At 50.3% G+C, this 19,447-nt stretch carries 14 protein-coding genes; 6 read left to right on the top strand and 8 right to left on the bottom strand.

What is annotated here, in order from left to right; all coding sequences use genetic code 11:
- Nucleotides 1-19 precede the first annotated feature (19 nt).
- Entirely contained in the window at nucleotides 20-1,162 is a 1,143-nt protein-coding gene (chrA, locus tag MKA69_RS01750) for a chromate efflux transporter (protein ID WP_305847408.1), read from the bottom strand.
- Nucleotides 1,163-1,481: 319 nt separating this feature from the next.
- Here chrA and MKA69_RS01745 point away from each other — a divergent pair, with 319 nt between their 5' ends.
- Nucleotides 1,482-4,556: a beta-galactosidase gene (locus tag MKA69_RS01745; protein WP_305847407.1), complete on the top strand. Its 3,075-nt coding sequence runs from the start codon at nucleotides 1,482-1,484 to the stop codon at nucleotides 4,554-4,556.
- Nucleotides 4,557-4,567: 11 nt separating this feature from the next.
- Here MKA69_RS01745 and MKA69_RS01740 read toward each other — a convergent pair whose 3' ends face one another.
- Nucleotides 4,568-5,575, bottom strand: a complete 1,008-nt coding sequence (locus MKA69_RS01740) for a substrate-binding domain-containing protein (RefSeq protein ID WP_019829868.1) — start codon at nucleotides 5,573-5,575, stop codon at nucleotides 4,568-4,570.
- Between the two features lie 157 nt (nucleotides 5,576-5,732).
- Here MKA69_RS01740 and MKA69_RS01735 point away from each other — a divergent pair, with 157 nt between their 5' ends.
- The gene (locus MKA69_RS01735) at nucleotides 5,733-6,077 is read left to right on the top strand and encodes a tRNA-binding protein (RefSeq protein ID WP_055031565.1); all 345 of its coding nucleotides are present in this window, start codon (nucleotides 5,733-5,735) and stop codon (nucleotides 6,075-6,077) included.
- On the opposite strand, the gene MKA69_RS01730 is transcribed toward MKA69_RS01735, so the two are convergent.
- From MKA69_RS01730 to MKA69_RS01720, 3 genes are all read right to left on the bottom strand, one after another.
- Entirely contained in the window at nucleotides 6,074-6,625 is a 552-nt protein-coding gene (locus tag MKA69_RS01730) for a gamma-glutamylcyclotransferase family protein (protein ID WP_188371653.1), read from the bottom strand. The genes MKA69_RS01735 and MKA69_RS01730 overlap by 4 nt on opposite strands.
- 19 nt (nucleotides 6,626-6,644) lie before the next feature.
- Nucleotides 6,645-7,586 carry a zinc transporter ZntB gene (locus tag MKA69_RS01725; RefSeq protein WP_055029115.1) on the bottom strand — a complete coding sequence of 314 codons (942 nt, stop codon included), beginning with the start codon at nucleotides 7,584-7,586 and terminating at the stop codon, nucleotides 6,645-6,647.
- A 106-nt stretch (nucleotides 7,587-7,692) separates the two neighbouring features.
- On the bottom strand, nucleotides 7,693-9,144 hold the full coding sequence (locus tag MKA69_RS01720; protein ID WP_114716716.1) for a RimK family protein: 1,452 nt from the start codon (nucleotides 9,142-9,144) through the stop codon (nucleotides 7,693-7,695).
- A gap of 203 nt (nucleotides 9,145-9,347) precedes the next feature.
- Here MKA69_RS01720 and MKA69_RS01715 point away from each other — a divergent pair, with 203 nt between their 5' ends.
- Together MKA69_RS01715 and MKA69_RS01710 are read left to right on the top strand one after the other, a co-directional pair.
- Nucleotides 9,348-10,439: a GNAT family N-acetyltransferase/peptidase C39 family protein gene (locus tag MKA69_RS01715; protein WP_000354940.1), complete on the top strand. Its 1,092-nt coding sequence runs from the start codon at nucleotides 9,348-9,350 to the stop codon at nucleotides 10,437-10,439.
- A 162-nt stretch (nucleotides 10,440-10,601) separates the two neighbouring features.
- Nucleotides 10,602-11,786: an NnrS family protein gene (locus MKA69_RS01710; RefSeq protein WP_305848218.1), complete on the top strand. Its 1,185-nt coding sequence runs from the start codon at nucleotides 10,602-10,604 to the stop codon at nucleotides 11,784-11,786.
- Nucleotides 11,787-11,867: 81 nt separating this feature from the next.
- Here MKA69_RS01710 and dapD read toward each other — a convergent pair whose 3' ends face one another.
- The 3 genes from dapD to MKA69_RS01695 all read right to left on the bottom strand — a co-directional run bounded on the left by dapD (nucleotide 11,868) and on the right by MKA69_RS01695 (nucleotide 14,645).
- Nucleotides 11,868-12,899, bottom strand: a complete 1,032-nt coding sequence (dapD, locus tag MKA69_RS01705; protein WP_095469880.1) for a 2,3,4,5-tetrahydropyridine-2,6-dicarboxylate N-succinyltransferase — start codon at nucleotides 12,897-12,899, stop codon at nucleotides 11,868-11,870.
- Nucleotides 12,900-13,305: 406 nt separating this feature from the next.
- Nucleotides 13,306-13,614 carry a YebG family protein gene (locus tag MKA69_RS01700; RefSeq protein ID WP_055027574.1) on the bottom strand — a complete coding sequence of 103 codons (309 nt, stop codon included), beginning with the start codon at nucleotides 13,612-13,614 and terminating at the stop codon, nucleotides 13,306-13,308.
- Nucleotides 13,615-13,730: 116 nt separating this feature from the next.
- Nucleotides 13,731-14,645 (bottom strand): LysR family transcriptional regulator, encoded by a 915-nt coding sequence (locus MKA69_RS01695; RefSeq protein ID WP_305847406.1) that lies wholly within the window; start codon nucleotides 14,643-14,645, stop codon nucleotides 13,731-13,733.
- 110 nt (nucleotides 14,646-14,755) lie between these two features.
- Between MKA69_RS01695 and MKA69_RS01690 the strand changes: the two genes are divergently transcribed.
- The gene (locus MKA69_RS01690) at nucleotides 14,756-15,724 is read left to right on the top strand and encodes a TDT family transporter (RefSeq protein WP_305847405.1); all 969 of its coding nucleotides are present in this window, start codon (nucleotides 14,756-14,758) and stop codon (nucleotides 15,722-15,724) included.
- A 93-nt stretch (nucleotides 15,725-15,817) separates the two neighbouring features.
- Nucleotides 15,818-19,264 (top strand): exodeoxyribonuclease V subunit gamma, encoded by a 3,447-nt coding sequence (gene recC, locus MKA69_RS01685; protein WP_305847404.1) that lies wholly within the window; start codon nucleotides 15,818-15,820, stop codon nucleotides 19,262-19,264.
- The last annotated feature ends 183 nt before the right edge of the window (nucleotides 19,265-19,447 follow it).

Raw genomic sequence — 19,447 nt, 5'->3', positions numbered from 1 at the left:
GGCGGTGCTTTTCTGTGTTTTAGATCAAGCCATTGATAAAACCAAACAGCAAAGCACTGGCGACCATGCCCACCAAGGGTAAGCGGATGACTTTAAACAAGAAGAAGCCGACTAACAGGGCTGCCCAATCGAGAGGGGCATGTACCGTACTGCTCCAAACGGGCTGATATAACGCCGCAAGTAGTAAACCGACCACACACGCGTTTACCCCTTGCATGGCTCCTGCAACCTTCGGACGCTGAGCTAATGTCGACCAATTTTTTAGTACGCCTAGTAGCAATAAAAAGCCAGGTAGAAAGACAGCAAAAGTCGCGATTAACGCGCCAAGCACTGGCATCTCTGGTGTGAGCACATAGCCAAGGTAGGTGGCTAAGGTAAACATTGGCCCCGGCACCGCTTGGGCAGCCGCATAGCCAGTCAGAAATTGATCGGTGGATAGGCTGTCACTCAAGGCATTCTGTAACAAGGGAAATACCACATGACCGCCTCCAAACACTAAGCTTCCCGCTTGGAAGAAATGGCCAAACAACTCAACCAGCGGTGAGCTTGCAGCCAAGAGCGGCAGTCCAAGTAATAAACTCGCAAAGAGCAGCAGTGAAAGCCAAGAGGGGCGAAAAGTCTCTAGCGAAGAAGACGGTGGCAGTGCCAAGCGGGCTTGGCCCACTAAGGCTGCGATCAGAAGCACCGCAAACTGAGTGATGAGACTGGGAACCAGCGTAATCGCAACCGCAGTCAGAACGCACAATGTTGCAGTAAGACGCCGCTGACAAAAATTGCGATACATGGTCAGACAGGCATCGGCCACCACTATGATAGCGAGTAGCTTCAAGCCATGAATCACCTGTTCAAACAACGGTGTATCAAGGATATGGCTACTCAGTCCCGCGAGTAGCAGCATGATGAGCACAGAAGGAAGGGTGAAACCGAGAAACGCCGCCCAAGCGCCAGCTAGCCCTCCACGCTGATAACCAATCGCAAAACCAACTTGGCTAGAGCCGGGGCCTGGTAAAAACTGGCTCAGCGCTACCAATTGTGCGTATTCTTGCTCGCTAAGCCAACCCAACTTTTCCACAAAAGTATGACGAAAATAGCCAATATGTGCCGCTGGGCCACCAAAGCTCACCCAACCTAAAGCAAAAAAAGTTTTAAAAATCGTCAACATAGTGATTGTGAGTAAAAATCTAATGGTCAATAAAGTAGAGGGGAAGAGAGTTCGCTGCAATCGACAAGATGTAAGAAAATACATCGTTTAAGTGACAATGAGATGACCGTGCTCACGATACCAATGGATGGGAATGAGGTGTAAATCAAAGCAATCTTGTAGGCTGAAAATCTCGCCTATGCCAATTTTTATAGTGGTGTAAGCGTTTACACAAATGCAGAGCTGTTCACAGTCTATCCAATCACAAACCTGCTAGACTTTTCTCTTACTGACGGCGGCTAGGCAAGGAAATGCTGCTCAACTCGAACAAGAGGACGCCATGCGCAACTTCTCCGATATTCTTCTCAGCCAAGATTGGCAAAACCCTCAAATCGTTAAATGGCACTGCCGAACCGCGCATGTACCTTTGCACAGTTATCGCAGTGAGCAGGAGGCTTGTGTGGCTGTCGGGGGCACTCGCCAATCTTTAAATGGCCAGTGGCGATTTGCTCTGTTTGATAAACCAGAAGCGGTTGAGCCTGCGGTGATAGACGCGGATTTCGATGATAGCGCTTGGGCACACATTCCTGTACCGAGTAACTGGCAGATGCAAGGCTTTGATAAGCCGATTTACACCAACATCCAATATCCATTTGCGGATCGACCGCCTTACGTGCCGCAAGACAACCCCACCGGCTGTTATCGCCACCGTTTTACACTGGAAAAACAAGCGCTAACCGAGTCCACTCGCATCGTGTTTGATGGGGTCAATTCGGCATTTCATCTGTGGTGCAATGGTCATTGGGTCGGTTATTCGCAAGATAGCCGCTTGCCTGCCGAGTTTGAGCTCACCCCTTATCTACAAGAGGGTGAAAACCTGTTGGTGGCCATGGTGCTGCGTTGGTCTGATGGCTCTTATTTAGAAGACCAAGATATGTGGTGGCTGAGTGGCATCTTTCGCGATGTGTATCTCTACCGCAAGCCGATACTCGCGATTGAAGATTTTTTTATCCGCACTGAATTGGATGCGCTTTATCAACACGCTGAATTGCGAGTAGAAACTCGCCTAAGCCAAGTGACTCGTCATCATCAAGTGCAAGTGGCTTTATTCGATGCAAAAGGTGAATGCGTGGCGCGTTCACAAGCCTTAAATACAGGCCAGCGTGTGGTGGATGAAAAAGGAGCATGGCACGATAAAACCGAACACAGTTTAGCGATTTGCTCTCCGACACTGTGGAGTGATGAAGCACCTTACCTTTACCGCTGCGTGATCAGTTTGCTTGATGAAGATGGCGCACCGATCGAGTTTGAAAGTGCGGCAGTCGGTTTTCGCAAAGTAGAAATCGCTCATGGGCTACTGAAGCTCAATGGTCAGCCCTTGTTGATCCGCGGGGTGAACCGTCATGAGCATCATCCCGAATTGGGGCATGTGATGGATGAGGCAAGCATGCGCCGCGACATTGAATTGATGAAACAGAGCAATTTCAATGCGGTGCGCACCGCCCATTACCCCAATCATCCGCGTTGGTACGAATTGTGTGATGAGTACGGTTTGTATGTGGTGGATGAGGCCAATCTCGAAACTCACGGCCAATTTCCAATGAGCCGACTTTCCAATGATCCACAATGGGTGAATGCCTATTTGCAGCGCATGATTGGCATGGTGGAGCGCGATAAAAACCACCCTTGTGTGATCATTTGGTCGCTCGGCAATGAATCGGGGATTGGCACCAATCATCACGCCATGTATCAGTGGACGAAACAGCGCGACCCATCGCGTCCTGTGCAGTACGAAGGGGGCGGCGCTAATACGGCGGCGACCGATATTGTTTGCCCGATGTACGCGCGGGTCGATCAGCATCAGCCACATCCTGCGGTTCCCAAATATGCGCTGAAAAATTGGATCAGTTTGCCGCAGGAAAACCGCCCCCTCATCTTGTGTGAATATGCTCATGCGATGGGCAACAGCTTGGGCGCGTTTTATAAATACTGGCAGGCGTTTCGTGAGTTTCCTCGTCTGCAAGGTGGCTTTATTTGGGATTGGGTCGATCAGGGCATTTCCAAATGGGATAGCGAGGGGCGCCACTATTGGGGCTATGGCGGTGATTTTGGCGATACGATTAACGATCGCCAATTCTGCATAAACGGTTTGCTGTTCCCAGATCGCACGCCGCATCCTGCTTTGCATGAAGTCAAAAAAGTCCAGCAGCCGTACCAGTTCACGCTGAACTATCCCAAGCTCACCATTCACAATGAGCGCTTGTTTGCAGCGCTGCCGCTGGAGTTGGTAGTCAGTGTGCTGTGCGATGGGCAAGAGATTAAGCAAGAGCGTCAGCCGCTTGATATTGCGCCGCGCGCTACAATCACGTTGGATTTAGCGTTGATGCCAATGTTGCCAGAGCATGAATACCACCTCAATGCAGTCTTATTGTGTCGTGAGGATCAGCCTTGGTCTCAGGCTGGGCACTGTATTGCTAGTGAGCAGTGGTGTTTGCAGCCACGAAGAAGCATGTTACCTAAAATCACACACGCTCCGCTGCCTCAATGGCAGCAAGATGGGGATAAGTTGCGCATCGAGGCGGCCAATCAGCAATGGCAGTTTAACCGCCAAACTGGGCTATTGGAGCAGTGGTGGCAAAGTGGTCAGCCCGTATTGAGTGAGCCGCTGCGCGATAACTTTTACCGTGCGGTATTGGATAACGATATTGGTACCAGCGAAGCACAGCATCTTGACCCCAATAGCTGGATTGCACGTTGGCATGCGGCAGGCTTAGATAAGCTGCGTGTGGAATGTGAGGATCTTCGCGTCACCACCTTGGCCAAGAGTGTTGAAGTGGTGGTCGATGTCGCCCATTACCATCAGCAAGCGTTAGCGATTCGTACCCGTTGGCGTTACCACATCTTCGGTGATGCGCGGGTAGAACTGAATGTTGAGGTGAGGGTCTGTGCCGATTTGCCGCCGCTGCCAAGAGTGGGATTAACGCTCGCATTGCCAGTGGCAGAAACCCCAGTGTCTTGGTTTGGTCGCGGGCCGCATGAGAATTATCCAGATCGTTTGCAATCGGCGCATGTGGGGCGATACACCGCCACGGTGGATGAGCTGCATACACCGTACATTTTCCCGAGCGAAAATGGTTTGCGTTGTGATACTCGCCAGCTACAAGTGGGCACTTTGGCGGTGGAAGGGCATTTTCACTTCTCGCTTAGTCGCTACTCACAAGCGATGTTGGATAAAGCCAAACACAGCAACGAGTTGGTGGCGGGCGATAAGTGGTATCTCAATCTGGATGCGCAGCATATGGGGGTGGGCGGTGATGATTCGTGGAGCCAAAGTGTGCACCCTGAATTTTTGCTCACTCAGCCGCACTATCAGTATCAGCTCACCTTACGTGTGAAAGCGTCATCCCCACAATAAGCCAGAGAGCCTTAAGGCTCTCTTTTTTGTGCCACGCTGTCGCGGCGAACGATGGTGGGCGAAAAGATCATCGGATCATTTTCACGCGGTGCATCGGTTGCCAAAGCAAGAGCCAACTGAGTGGCTTTTTCTGCCATCAGTTGGATTGGGTAACGCACGGTCGTCAGGCGTGGGCGTAAGTAGCGCGAAATCAGGGCATCGTCAAAACCAATCACTGAGACATGTTCAGGAACCGAATGCCCATTTTCCTCAAGTACCAACAGGGCTCCAGCGGCCATATTGTCGTTGTAGGCGACCACTGCGGTAAAAGGCAGTGATTTCACCAGTAGGTTAGTCATCGCCTGTTCGCCGCCTTCACTGTCTGGGCTGGCTTTTTCAATGTAGCTGCTGCTTAGGGTTATGCCATGTTCGTTCAAGGCTTGTTGATAGCCCGCAATACGCTGATCGGCATCCTCAATTTGATGAGAGGAACTGATGCAAGCAATGTTTCTATGTCCTTGACGGATGAGAAAATCGGTTGCTAAATAAGCACCTTTCTGGTTGTCGAGTGAAATACAGCGATCGGCGAGCTGAGGAATATGGCGATTGATCAACACCAGCGTTTTTACCTCGTTGGCGTACTCAATCAGCTCTTCATCGGGAAGCGCTTTGGAGTGGATGACCAAGGCATCACAGCGGCTGTTGATGAGCAGTTCCAGCGCGCGGCGCTCTTCTTCCGCTCGGTGGTAGCCGTTGCCGATCAGCAAATGTTTTCCTTCGCGGTGGGCGACAGTATCGACGGCTTTGACTAAAGTTCCAAAGAAGGGATCAGATACATCGCTGACCAAGACCCCTATGGTATTGGTGCTTTGATTGACTAAAGCGCGAGCGGCGGCGTTCGGACGATAGCCGAGTTTGTGCATCGCACTGGTCACCGCATCAATCGAGGCTTGGCTAGCTTTCGGGGATTTGTTGATGACGCGTGAAACCGTTGCCACAGATACACCGGCTTCACGCGCTACGTCTTTTATGGTTGCCATAAGATTCCTTTTCTGTCACAGGCGCAATAGTAGCGCTCTCTGTGAAAACAGCGCAATTGTAACTGAGTACATAAGAGTGAATTGTGAGCCATCACGCTTGTTCAACAGGGATTGGCGTAAAGTGTAAACGTTTTTAATGATAAGAAGGGTGATTGCTATGGACTCGGCGTTTTTGACGGTAGGGTACGATGATTTTGCGCGATTGGATTTGCGTATTGGAACAATTATTGAGGTAAAACCTCATCCTCGTTCAACACGCCATTATATTGTGCAAATCGAAGTTGGAGAGCAGCCTTTGCAAACTGTCACGGCGTTAGCACCTTATTACGCAGCAGATGCCTTACTTCATCAGCAAGTGGTGGTGCTGTGTAATCTCAAACCAAGTTTAGTTGCGGGAGTGCAATCACAATGCATGTTGTTGTGCGCGGAAACGCAAGATGGTGAAGAGAGTGTATTACTCACCCCACAGCGCGCCATCGCAAGCGGGGTGAGAATTGTTTAACGCACGGTAGCAATTAATTGATCAATCAATGAGTGATGTTCTGGATTCACCCCCGCCAAGTTGCCGTATTTGGGGGCGTGACGGTCATTGTCTAACGGATGCTGCCAGCCCAAAGTTTGCTCGACAAATTGCCGTGCAAACGCTTCGGAAAACTCAAGGCAGCCACTGAGCACGGTATCGACATAGGTTTGCACGATCGGGCTTTGTGAACAGGGCGGTTGATGCTGCTCAGTGACGTAAATCCAAATCGGTTTTTCATGATCAAAATGGTCTTCTGCATGAATACGATCAGCGTTCAGTGCAATGCGCTGATAACCGCGCTCACGGCGATCAAATTCCGCTAACGCAACCTCATTAATTTCCAACAGCACGCCGTTAATTTGCCCGTCACCTTGATGAACCACTAAGGGCGAAAGAATGTAACTGTCATCGATTTTGCCAAAATAGCGCACTAATCCGGTTGCGCTGGCGGGAATAGCACGTCCAGTCTGGCCAGTTAAACGGCGTGAGGCAGAGTTAATTAGGCTTCCATAGCCAAAGATATACATGATGACTTCCTGTAGCGATTTACGATTGATTTTCAAAAAAACGCAGACGGCGCAAAATCCAAAACTCTAAGCCGAAAATTAGCCCAAGTCCTGCGCAAAATAGCCCAAAGGCGATGGGCGATTCAGTCCCCGGAATGCCGCCAACGTTCACGCCTAACAAACCCGTTAAGAAACTGGTCGGCAGGAAAATTGCCGCGATCACGGAAAACAAATACGTGTTCTGGTTCATCTTCTCTGCATGGTACTGGCGCAGCTCACCTTTGATGATTTCCAGCTCACTCAAGAAGAAGTCCAAGGTTTCGTTAATCCGCGTTACCGTGTTGACGCTGTGGCGCAAACGTAAATGCTGGTTTTTCGCGGGGGTAACCTCCGAGTTGAGGTAGTCATCCAAGGCGTATTGCTGGGGTTTAATAAAACGTTTGAGTTTGAGCAAGGATTTATGGGTTTCCATCAACTCATTACTGAGCTCTAACTCCTCATCAAATTGAGCGATTTTGTCTTCGATTTGATCGAGATAGACGTCGATATTTTTATTCAGTTCATCGACCACTCGCACAATCAATTCAGCTAAGTTTGAAGGCCCTTGGCCTGCTTCTAGCGCTGCACGCACAGTGCTGATCGCTTTAGACGGTGTTTTTCGGGTTGAAATCAATGCCCCGTGATAATAAAGAATACGCACACTAAGCATGTCGGCTGGATCTGCATTGTCATTGAGATTCACGCCACGCAGAATCAGCAGAAAGTTTTGTTCATCATACTGTTCAAACAGGGGGCGAGTATCTTCGGCCAACAAACTTTCGATAACCGATGAGGGAATGCTCTGTTCGAGTAGCCACTCACGCAGCCCTTCCGCATCTCGTTGACAGTGATACCAATCACCGGCTTGTAGCTTTTGCAATTGAGCGGGATGGCGTTGTGGCGCTGCATCACCAAAGCGCCAGTGATCGATGAGAAACTCCATGGTTATCCTTGTTTACAAAACGTTGATGGCAAGAAAGTAACAATGGAGCGATAAAGAGTCAAAGCCCGGAATATCTCCGGGCTTAGTTGAGAAGGGTAAAAATGCTTTAGAAACCACGCATCTGAATACGGCGTAAGAACTCGGTCATGATGCGGTCATACAGCAGATCGCCCAAAAACGCGTCTTCCACATGGTGATCGATACTTGGGTTATCGTTCACTTCAATCACGTAAACTTGACCATCAATCTCTTTAAGATCCACACCATAGAGGCCGCCACCAATCAGGTTTGAGGCTTTCACCGCCACATCGACGACATTTTTGGGTACTTGTTTGAGATCCAGTGTCTCAAAGCCGCCCGCAGTCACTCGACCGCTGTTGTGGTGCTGGTAAATCTGCCAGTGGCCACGGCTCATCATGTACTTACAAGCAAAAATCGCTTGGCGGTTCATCACCCCGATACGCCAGTCAAAGTCGGTCGGCATAAAGGCTTGCGCCAAAATCAGCGCACTTTTCTCAAACAGGGTGCCGGCTTCTTGCTCCAGCTCTTGTTCATTACGCACTTTCACCACACCGCGAGAGAAAGCACCATCTGGGATTTTCAGCACCATCGGGAAATCCAACTGTTCCATCAGTCCGGTTTTCCACTCAGGGTCAAAACTGCGGATGATCACGCTTTTCGGAGCAGGTACTTTGTTGGTTTCCAACAGCTCAGTCAAAAATACCTTGTTGGTGCATTTCATGATCGATTCAGAGTCATCCATCACCACTAAGCCCATCTTCTCGGCCGTTTTCGCGAAGCGATAGGTGTAATTACTGATGTTGGTGGTGGCGCGAATAAACAGACCATCAAATTCCCCCAAACGCGACAAATCATCCGGTGAAATAGTTTCCAAGTTCATACCCAAACGGTTGGCGGCGCGATGGAAACGTTTGAGCGCAGAAGCATCAGACGGTGGCATTTTTTCATCTGGGTCGACCAGCATTGCGATGTCGTAGCGGTACTTCTTCTCTTGTTTTGGGCGACGCCACACTTTGGTAGAGAACATTTCTAGCGACTCAATGAAGAAATCCTGCTCGGGGTCTTCTAAGTCTTGAAACGGGAAGGGGGCGATTTTGATGATCTGCCATTGCCCTTGGTATTTGTGCATTTCCAGTTCAATCACGGGCACCATGAACTGCTCAAACAGGCGGCGCGCCAGTTTTTCTAAGCCTTTTTGTGGAGTGCGGCCAAAGTAAATTTTGGTGTTGATTACGTCAGTACCACTGTTCAGTTTGTGCATCTTGATCAGGCCGGAAGAGAGGAAAAACGGCTGATTGATATCATTGATCGCCATCACGCGCGGGATCACGCGGTGGCCACGGGCTTCGGCCATCAAGGAAACATAGTAACCGCTACTCATGTAGCCGTAATCGCGACACAGGTTGACTACCTGTACACTGCGGTGATTGAATTTCCAGTCAGTATCGAGATATTGATCGACACTAACAACTTGTTCTGAAGGGAAATATTGTTGCCAGTCACTGACCTGATCGGTCACGATTAAAAGGTTAGCCATCGGTATATTCTTCCTATTGTCATAGGTTTATGCCCTTCCTACTTGTCATGGCAGCGGTGTTGGCTAGGTTCATTCACCCCAAACATAGAGTGAACTATGCTCATGGGGATGAATTCACTTGCTGCCTACCTGCAACTTCAAGTCGTTTGGGGCTATTATGTGAGTCGCAATCTCGTCAATCCACTCATTACTAAGGATGTTGAATGGACATTCGTCGTGCCAATAGCGCTGATCTCAATGCGCTCAATGCGTTAGAACAACAGCTTTTTGACGGGGATAGAATCTCTCCTCGCCAAATGAAGCGTTTTTTACATTCCGACCATGCGGCGTTATTCGTGGCAGATGCCGGCGACCAGCTGGCGGGATATGCATTGCTTCTATTTCATCAAGGTACACAGCTATCAAGATTGTATTCGATTGCCGTAAAACCTGAATTCAGAGGGCAGAGAATTGCTCAGAGTTTAGTCGAGCAATGCGAGCGTGCTGCTCTTGATCAAGGCTCAACTACATTACGGCTGGAAGTGCGTGAAGACAATACCGCCGCCCTAAAATTATATGAAAAGATGGGCTATAAAACCTTGAAGTTGCTCATCCATTACTATGACGATTTGTGCGATGGGCGCAGAATGCAGAAAAGGTTAACGCCTCAAGAGTCCAAAGTCTTGCTGCCGATGCCTTTATATGTGCAAACCACGCCATTTACGTGTGGTGCAGCCTGTCTGTTAATGAGTTTTGCCTGCTTGGATAAAACCTTTGAGCCGAGCCGCACGCAAGAGATGCAGCTGTGGCGTGAAGCCACCACGATTTTTATGGCGGCTGGGCATGGTGGCTGCAGTGGGCAAGGTTTGGCTCTGGCCGCCGCAAGACGTGGCTATCATGTTGAGCTATGGAACCAATCTCGATCAACGCCTTTTATTGATAGCGTACGTGACCCCAACAAAAAGCAGATCATTGAGTTAGTGCACCAAGATTTTTGCCAGCAACTTGCTGAGCAAGATGTGAGTATGATTGATGCGCCACCATCGCAAGCCCAGCTCGAAGAGTGGGTACGGCAAGGTGCCTGTGTGCTGCTGCTCATTAGCACGTACCGTTTTGATGGTAAGAAAGAGCCGCACTGGATTGTGCTCAGTGGTTTGAGTGATAAGTTCTTCTTTTTCCATGATCCGCATGCCGAATCGGAAGAGCATGTGAGCGGTTCGGGTTATATTCCGGTGGGCAAAGCGGCACTGTCGCAAATCATCGGCTTTGGTAAGCAAAAGCAGATCGCTTGTGTGGTGATCACACCTCGCCTATAGAGTTTGAGTGAAACACACATTAAAAAGTCATAATGACTCGATTTTTCGGTGTCATTATGACTTTTCCTTTTTCTAGTCTATTGATTTTAAATATGAATTATCTTGGCTTGGTTTGTGCTCATCACTGGTTCGGTCTGTGATGAAGTCGGCGAAGGAGCCAAAGTGATCAACATTATCGATAAACGTGTCGAAGAGCGTATTCCTGCCGTACTGCGGTTGGGATTTCGTCCTTTCTTCTTACTTGGCAGTGTTTATGCCGTGGTGGCGATTGTGGCTTGGGTGTGGATGTTTCAAACCGGACAACCGCCACACTTGCAAGTCCCCGCGCTGTGGTGGCATGTGCATGAAATGCTGTTTGGTTTTGCGATGGCGATTGTGGCCGGATTTCTGCTCACGGCGGTGCAAAACTGGACGGGCATGACTGGCACGAAAAGCCACCGTTTAGCTCTCATTGTGGCTTTGTGGCTAATGGTGCGGATTCTGTTTTGGTTGCCTGTGCCGCTGTGGTTAACGTCGAGTATTGAAGCGCTATTTCTTCTGGCGGTGGCCTATGAAGTGGGGTTACGGGTGCTAAAAGCCAAAGGTTGGCGCAACCTATTTTTTATCCCTCTGTTTCTGTTGGCGATTGCCGCTAACTTTGCCAGCTACGCCACCATTAAAGGCATGCCGCCATTCCCGAGCAGTGCGGTGTGGCAAGCCATGCTGTGGTGGTTTATGTTGCTGCTTTCAGTGATGGGCGGGCGAGTGATTCCGTTTTTCACCGCAAGACGTTTCCAGTTTACAAAAGCGGAGCCGATTTTGGCTTTGGATGTGATCGCTAACGGTAGCTTACTGGCTCTGTTTGTACTTAGTTTCTTCCCATTGACCATGGCACAACTCGGCCAGCCTTTGATGCTGGTAGCTAGCGTCGCGCAATTGATCCGCTTTTTACGTTGGCAGCCTTGGCGTACTTTCAGTGAGCCTTTGGTGTGGTCACTGCATGCTGCCTATCTGTGTATCCCGCTGAGTTTGCTGCTGCGTGGGGGAGTGAGTAACGCTTGGCTGAACCACAACTTACTGCATTTATTTGCGATAGGTGCGCTCTCAGGCCTAGTTTTAAGCATGATTGCGCGTGTCACTATGGGGCACACGGGGCGAGCGATTTATCAAGGCCCTAACATGCAATGGGCATTTATCGCTTTGCTGCTTGCCGCTGTCGTGCGTGGTGTCGGTGTGGGTTTGCTACCGCAGCAGTTGCTGATTTGGGTGAACCTGAGCGCTGCGCTGTGGGTGATTGCGTTTGCACTGTTTGTGCTGCGCTTTGGCGCAATGTTGCTGAAACCAAGAGTGGATGGTCATCCCGGTTAAGCGTATTGAAATGCAAGATTTGAGATAAAAAAATGGCTTGGAAATCCAAGCCATTTTTCTTGCATCACGAACGTATCAAGATCAGTTGTTCTTGTGCAGTTCGCTGTTGAGTTCCACGGCCGATTTGTTGGCCAGACACTCAATTTGTCCAGTCAGTGAGTTACGACGGAACAGCAAATCCGAAACGCCAGCCAGATCGCGTGCTTTTACGATATCGACTTGGTTGCCATCTTTATCCAGCGTGCGCACTTTGGTGCCGGCCGTCACGTACAAGCCTGATTCCACAGTACAGCGATCGCCGAGTGGGAAGCCCAAGCCTGCGTTGGCACCAAGCAGTGAGTTTTCACCAATCGATACCACTACTTTGCCGCCGCCAGACAGCGTACCCATGATGGATGCGCCGCCGCCGATGTCTGAGCCATTGCCCACCACAACACCCGCAGAGATACGGCCTTCAACCATGCTCACGCCAGAGGTTCCCGCGTTGAAGTTGATGAAGCCTTCATGCATCACAGTGGTACCTTCACCCACATGTGCGCCCAGACGTACGCGAGAAGTGTCCGCGATACGAATGCCAGTTGGAACCACGTAATCGACCATTTTCGGGAATTTGTCGACGCAATCGACCGTTAGCACACGGCCAGCCAAACGCGCTTCGATCTGGCGCTCCGCTAGTTCTGGCAGATCAATGGGGCCTTCGTTGGTCCATGCGATGTTGTGCAGTAAGCCGAAAATGCCATCCAGCACAGTACCGTGTGGTTTAACCAGTCGGTGAGAAATCAGTTGTAACTTTAGGTAGCCTTCAGCCACGCTTTGTGGCTTGTCATCGCTGGCCAGAATCACCAGTACGAGAGGCTGTTTGGCATTGGCAGCTTTATCAGCAAATGCTGCGCTTGCGGCTTGTTGATGAGCGGCGAAAACAGCGGCTAATTGCGCGCTTTGTGCCGCGGTGATTTCTAGCGCTTGATTGCCTTCTTGATAACCTGCGATCGGTGCCAATGCCGCAACCAAAGCGTCGCTAGGAGCCAGAATGGGGGTTGGGAAGAAGGCTTCAATAATTTTTCCATCACGATTTTTGGTCGCGGTTGCTAGACCTAAAGCAAAGTACGCCATGTTTATTCTCCATCATCAAAAGTGAGCGGTTTACTGTTGTGTTTTGCAGCAGCAAAGGCAGTAAGTTGAGCATCCACCGCTCAACCGATAGGTAGTTCATCATAAAGAGTGGATGAGCAGGATAAAAGACCGCAAAGGCAATCCGTCTGTAGAAGAATGCATTTTGTCTTTTTAAAGAGATATTGCGTTTCCCCTTCCTACTTGAAGCTGCAGCGGTGTTAGCTACGTTCGTTCACCCCAATCACATAGTTTATCTATGCTCATGGGGATGAACTCTCTTGCCGCCTACCTGCAACTCCAAGTAGTTTGGGTATAAAAAGAATCCCGTTCGTTTTTCGCAGTGCTTCCTTTGTGAGTCAACCTCAGCAAATAAAAAACCGCTGGTTTCACTCAGCGGTTTTTTGAATTAAGCAGCGTCGTCGATAGACTCATCTTCATCACTGTCTGCAACTGCTTTCGGCTTTTTGCCCGTTGCTGGAGCCGGTTTGCGTTTGGCGCCCAGTGCACACAGTACGTCTTCTTTGTTTTGAGCCAAGAACATGGCTAGCTCTTCTTGCTTGGCTTCATCTTCGATCAGAGCACTTTTACCCAGCAGTTCGAACAGCTCGTCTGCCATATCCAGCATTTTGTCATAAGCGTCAGCTTCGGCTTTCGAGGTAAAAGTCATTTTCTCTTCTCCGTTGCGCTCCACCACGTACTTCACGATAACAGCCATGGTTAATCCTCTAGTTTGTCGCTAAAAATAACTGGCTGTTTATACAGTTTCTAGTCATTAAAGTCCAGTTATGACCGCCAAAATGCGTGCTAAGTCATATCCCTTTGGGGTTGGAATTAATCGAGTTGCAGCAGAGCACTTTCGTTTGCCCATTGTGGACAAAATTCAATAAATTGGCGCAGCAGGGGATTTTGGTATTTCTCTTTATGAACCAACATCCAGAAGCGACGTTTCATATCAAGAGGGACATTGAGAATCACCACACGCCCATCTTGTTGAGGCGTTTTCGCGGCTAATCGAGACAAGCAGCCTAGCCCTAAACCGGAAGAGACACTATTGATTAGCGCTTCGGTGGTATTGAGCTCAAAGGCTTCAATCCAATGTTCGATGCGCGGAGCAATCACGCGTAGGAAAAATTCGCGCGAGCCTGAGCCAGCTTCGCGCAGCACCCAATCGCTGTGTTCAAAATCGCTCATCACCAAGCGTTCACGTTGAGCAAAAGGATGATCGGGCGCACAGATGATACACATCTCATCTTGGCTAAATTGAGTGGAAATAAGTTCCGGATGCTGCGTTTTGCCTTCAATTAGGCCGATATCGAGTTCGTAATCAACCAGTTTCTGGCACACTTGCGCTGAGTTGGAAATAAACAGGCTTTGTGACGGATGCGGATGCAACTGCCGAAAGGCACTGATCAGATAAGGTGCAACTTGATTACCTATAGTGTCACTCGAACCGATGCGCAGTTTGCCAGTGAGCACCTGCTGCTCTGCAAACAGGCGGTCGATATCTTTGGCGCGCTGCAGCAGTTCATCGGCCATTGGCAGCAGTTTTTGCCCTTCTTGGTTAAGCACCAAGCGGTTGTTGACGCGATCAAACAGTGCATGGCCAAGCTGTTTTTCTAACTCTGACAGAGCGACACTGACCGCGGCTTTGGAGAGGCACAGCACTTCTGCGGCGACAGTCAAACTTTTATGTTGAGTGATGGTGGTGAAAACCCGCAATTGTTTGAGTGAAATATGGCTAGCCATGGCGATCGTTTAGTTTTATTGAACATGTGTTAGAAATAATTAGATAGTTGAAAACAAAGTGCAAGCGTAAGATGCGCTTATTAACCGATAACCATCAATAGAGAGACAGTATGATTCGAGCAGCAAAAGCAAAAGTGATGGGAGCGCCGACCCCAATGGCCGGCCTCGCGCTAGGGATTGCGAGCTTGGGATGGAGTTGGGAAAATATGATTGCGGCACACGGTGTCGCGCAGTGGGTGGGGGCAGCAATCGCCAGTGTGCTATTGATTGTGCTGGCCTTTAAATTTCTATGGCACGGCCACTTGTTACGCCAAGATTTGGCACATCCGGTAGTGGGCAGTGTGGTGCCAACCTTTGCCATGGCAACCATGGTGGTGTCGGCGTCGCTGGGTCATTTTTACCCTGTGGCTGGCGATGCTTTGTGGCTGTTTGCCGTGGGCTTACACATTCTGTTTTTGGTGAGTTTTTTGTATCACCGCGCCCAAGCGTTTGAGCTGCACCACATGGTGCCAAGCTGGTTTGTGCCTCCCGTCGGCATTATTGTCGCTGACGTTTCTTTCTCGGGCCATCCTGCGTTAGCGCCAATTGCCTACGCGTGTTTAGTGTTTGGCATGCTGGCTTACGCCGTGATGCTGCCTATGATGATCTATCGTTTTATCTTCACTCAAGAGATCCCAGATGCGGCGAAGCCAACGTTGGCGATCATGGCCGCGCCTGCCAGCCTCTCTCTGGCGGGGTATCTGACCGTCGTGGCAGATCCTTCACCTGTGATTGTGGCGCTGCTGTTTGGGATAGCGGTACTGATGACCGCCATCATCTACTTAGCATTCACACGCTTACTGCGTCTGCCTTTTAGCCCCGGCTACGCGGCATTCACCTTCCCGATGGTGATTGGCGCGACCGCGCTATTTAAAATGGCGCACTGGATGGAAAATATCGGCGTGGCAGAGCATTACGTAGCACAAGTGCATTGGTTAGCGAGCCTTGAGTTGATCGTAGCCACGGTGGTGGTGAGCTATGTTGCGATTCGTTATCTGGCCTTTTATCAACCACATAAAGTGTTAGTGGGTTCTCGTTAACCAATTGAGATCCTGCCCAGAGCTTTTTTATCCTTCCCGACATGCACTTATGCTACTCTCAGCTCATGATGAGTCGAGCAGCATGAGTGCATTGTGTTTACTGTCTACCACTCCAACCAAGTTGAAACGCTGAAGATCCTGTTGGTGCATTTAATCAAAAATGAGCCGTTGGACGATCCCTTTATTCCTGAAAGCATTTTGGTGCAAAGCCCCGGTATGTCGCAGTGGCTTAAAATGGCGATGGCCAGTGAATTAGGGGTTGCCGCGAATCTTGAGTTTCCTCTACCGGCAACCTTTATCTGGCAGATGTTTACTCAAGTGTTGCCAGACGTTCCGCAGCGCAGTGCCTTCAATAAAGAAGCCATGAGTTGGCGTTTGATGGAGCTACTGCCTAAGCTGCTTGACCGTGAAGAATTCCAACCGCTGCAACGCTATTTACAAGACGATGAAGATGATTCTAAGCGCTTCCAATTAGCGGAAAAAATTGCCGATATTTTCGATGGTTACTTAGTGTATCGCCCCGATTGGATTTTAAGTTGGGAAGCGGGGGAAGAGGTGGCGGAAATCGCTGACCAACACCCGTGGCAGCCGATTTTGTGGCGTGAACTCTACGCTTACACGCATAAGCAAGGGCACTCGATTTATCACCGTGCTAACCTCTATCAGCGTTTCATTGAGCAGTTGGCGAGTGGCGATTTTGATCGCAGCACATGGCCTAAGCGCTTGTTCATCTTCGGTATTTCTGCGCTGCCGCCCCGTTATATTGATGCGCTGCGCGCGATGGGTGAGCATATCGATGTGCACCTGATGCTGACCAACCCTTGTCAGCACTATTGGGGCGACATTCGTGACCGCAAATATCTGGCGCGAGTGGCAGCGCAAAAACGCAAACTCCTGCACATTAACGGTGAACAAGTCACCATCGGCAGTGAAGTTTCGCCGCTCAAAGGCGATGTGGAAAACTATCTGCAAGAGTCGCTGCACCTAAGTCACGCGGTAGGCAATAGCTTACTGGCCTCGATGGGCAAAATGGGGCGCGATAATCTCTATCTTCTGGCACAAAACGATCAGTCCGAATTAGAGCTGTTTATTGACATTCAACGCGACTCGCTGCTGCATCACATCCAAGCGGATATTTTGCATCTGCAAGAGCATCAAGACGATGCCAAGTTCGCCATCAGCAGCCATAAACCCAGCATTGCCGCGCAGGATGATTCCCTGCAGATTGCCTTGTGTCACAGCCCAATTCGTGAAGTGGAAGTGCTGCACGACCGACTGCTGGCCGAGTTTGAGCGTGACCCTAGCCTGAAACCGCGCGATGTGATTGTGATGGTGCCTGACATTAACGCCTACGCGCCTTACATTCAGGCGGTGTTTGGCAACGCGCCCGGTGAGCGTTTTATTCCGTTTTCAATTTCCGATCGCAGCGCCGATCAGGAAAGCCCTATCTTAACCGCCTTCTTGCAGTTGTTAGCGCTGCCGCAATCACGCTGTCTGGCGTCTGAATTGCTTGAGCTACTTGAAACCCCGGCGATTATGGCGCGTTTTGCAATTGACGAAGAAGAGTTTGCCACTGCCAAACGTTGGGTCGAAGAAGCGGGCATTCGTTGGGGACTCAATAGCGACACGGGCGCAGAGTTTGAACTGCCCGCCAGTGAACAAAATACGTGGCAGTTTGGCATTGAACGTATGTTACTGGGTTACGCCATGCCGGCTGAAGCGGGATTGTATGAACTTGGCGGCCAGTGGCTTGCTCCTTATAACCAAGTCCAAGGTATGAGCGCTGAGTTGGCGGGTAAGCTCGCGCACTTTGTACAAACGCTCAGCGAGCTGCGTAGCCAACTGGCGCAAACCCAAAGCATGGAGCAGTGGCGTTATTGGCTCAACGAGCTGTTGGAGCGCTGTTTTAGTGTCGATCTGCAAGGTGAGCTGGCGCTGAAAACCATCCGCGATAGTTTGGTAAACCTAAAACAGCAGTTGGCCGATGCGGGCTACCAACAAGCGATTTCACCGGCCATTATTCGCCAAGTGCTGACCAATAAACTCTCCGGCACGCGGATTAGCCAGCGCTTTTTAGCGGGACAAGTGAACTTCTGTACTCTGATGCCGATGCGTTCGATCCCGTTTCGCCGAGTGTGCCTACTTGGCATGAATGATGGGGTTTATCCACCCAATGAAATGGTGGAGGGGTTTGACCTGCGTAATGTGCAGCGCCGAGTCGGTGACCGTTCGCGGCGTGAAGAGTCGCGCTACCTGTTCCTCGAAGCCTTGTTGTCAGCCAAAGAGCAGCTTTATATCAGCTATGTCGGCCGATCGATTCAAGATAACAGCGAGCGCGTGCCTTCAGTGCTGGTCAGTGAGCTTTTGGAATATTGCGAGCAGAACTACTGCTTGGCTGGCGATGAAAACCTAGAAAGTGATGACTCCGGACGCCGCTTGGTTGAGCACTTAACCACCCAGTATCCTATGGTGCCGTTCAGCCCGCAGGCGTTTATCGCTGGCAGTTTTGCCCGCGAATGGCTGCCTGCCGCGCGCCGCCAAGGGCAGAGCAGCGCCGATTTTCTCACGCCACTCAGTGATTATCTGCTCGAAGTGAGTTGGCCGATGGAACTGGATCTGGTCGAGTTGCAACGTTTTTGGCGTCTGCCCGTTGAGTATTTCTTCAAACGTCGCTTGAAAGTGAGCTTTGAGCCGCCGCTTGCCGTGCTGGATGATGATGAGCCGTTTGCTTTGGATGGATTGAGCGCGTATCAGCTGCGTGATGAGTTGGTGGAAAATCTGCTCGCTTGCCGCGATGGCGCAGAGCGTGACCAAGTGGTGGCGCAGTTTGCTAAGCAGCAACGAGCGCAAGGCAAGTTGCCGGTGGCGGCGTTTGGCGATCTTGAATTGGCGCAAAGTGCGCAACAAGCTTTGGCGCTGGCGGAAAAAATTGGCTTTTTGTGTCACCAACCACTGGACGATGAAGAGATTGATCTACGCTTGCAGCCCTTTGACGATGGCCGAGAAGTCTTACTACGTGGTTGGCTCGTGAAGCGTTATCAATCTGGCTTGGTGCGCGCACGCAGTGGCGCGATTCGCTCGGAAGATTTATTAGCCGCATGGATTGATCATCTCTGCTTGGCGGCGAGCGGCAAAGCCGTCACGACCCATTTGATTGGTTATGAGCGCAAAGAAGGAGTGCAGCACCAGATGCTGCGGCCACTTAATGACACGCAGCAAGCCAAGGCGCTACTGAGTGAACTGGTGACGCTGTTTTGCCAAGGCATGAACCAGCCTTTGGCTTATTTTCCGAAAACGGCGTTGGCTTGCGTTGAGGCCGGATTTTCCCGTGGCAAATGGCAGGAAGATGAAGAGAAGTCCTACAAGAAAATGGCGGACACCTTCAACGATAGCTTTTACATCAAGGGTGAAGGCGGTAATCGCTACATCGCGCGTATTTGGCCGCAGTGGAGTGATGAACTGGCAAAAACGCTGCGCCAATTGGCCATCACAGTGCTGCAAACACCGCGTTTACAAGTGCAAGATGCCGAACAGGTTTAATCATGAATGACGTGGGAAGTGGGTGGCCGCCAGAAAATCATTATTGGTGTAGGGCGTTCGCTGTACGGCCACAGGTCAGAGGGACCTAAATTCTTGTGTAACAAATGAATTTGTTAACGTGCGCGCAGTGTAAAGTGCCGCCTTGGCTTGTACCGTGAAGTGGATCCCATAAGCCCATACTCA

It is taken from the genome of Vibrio sp. AH4 (genome assembly GCF_030710545.1).
Lineage (GTDB): Bacteria > Pseudomonadota > Gammaproteobacteria > Enterobacterales > Vibrionaceae > Vibrio > Vibrio metoecus.
Note: the sequence above shows the minus strand (reverse complement) of the source record. Positions and strands in the feature narration are given on the sequence as shown.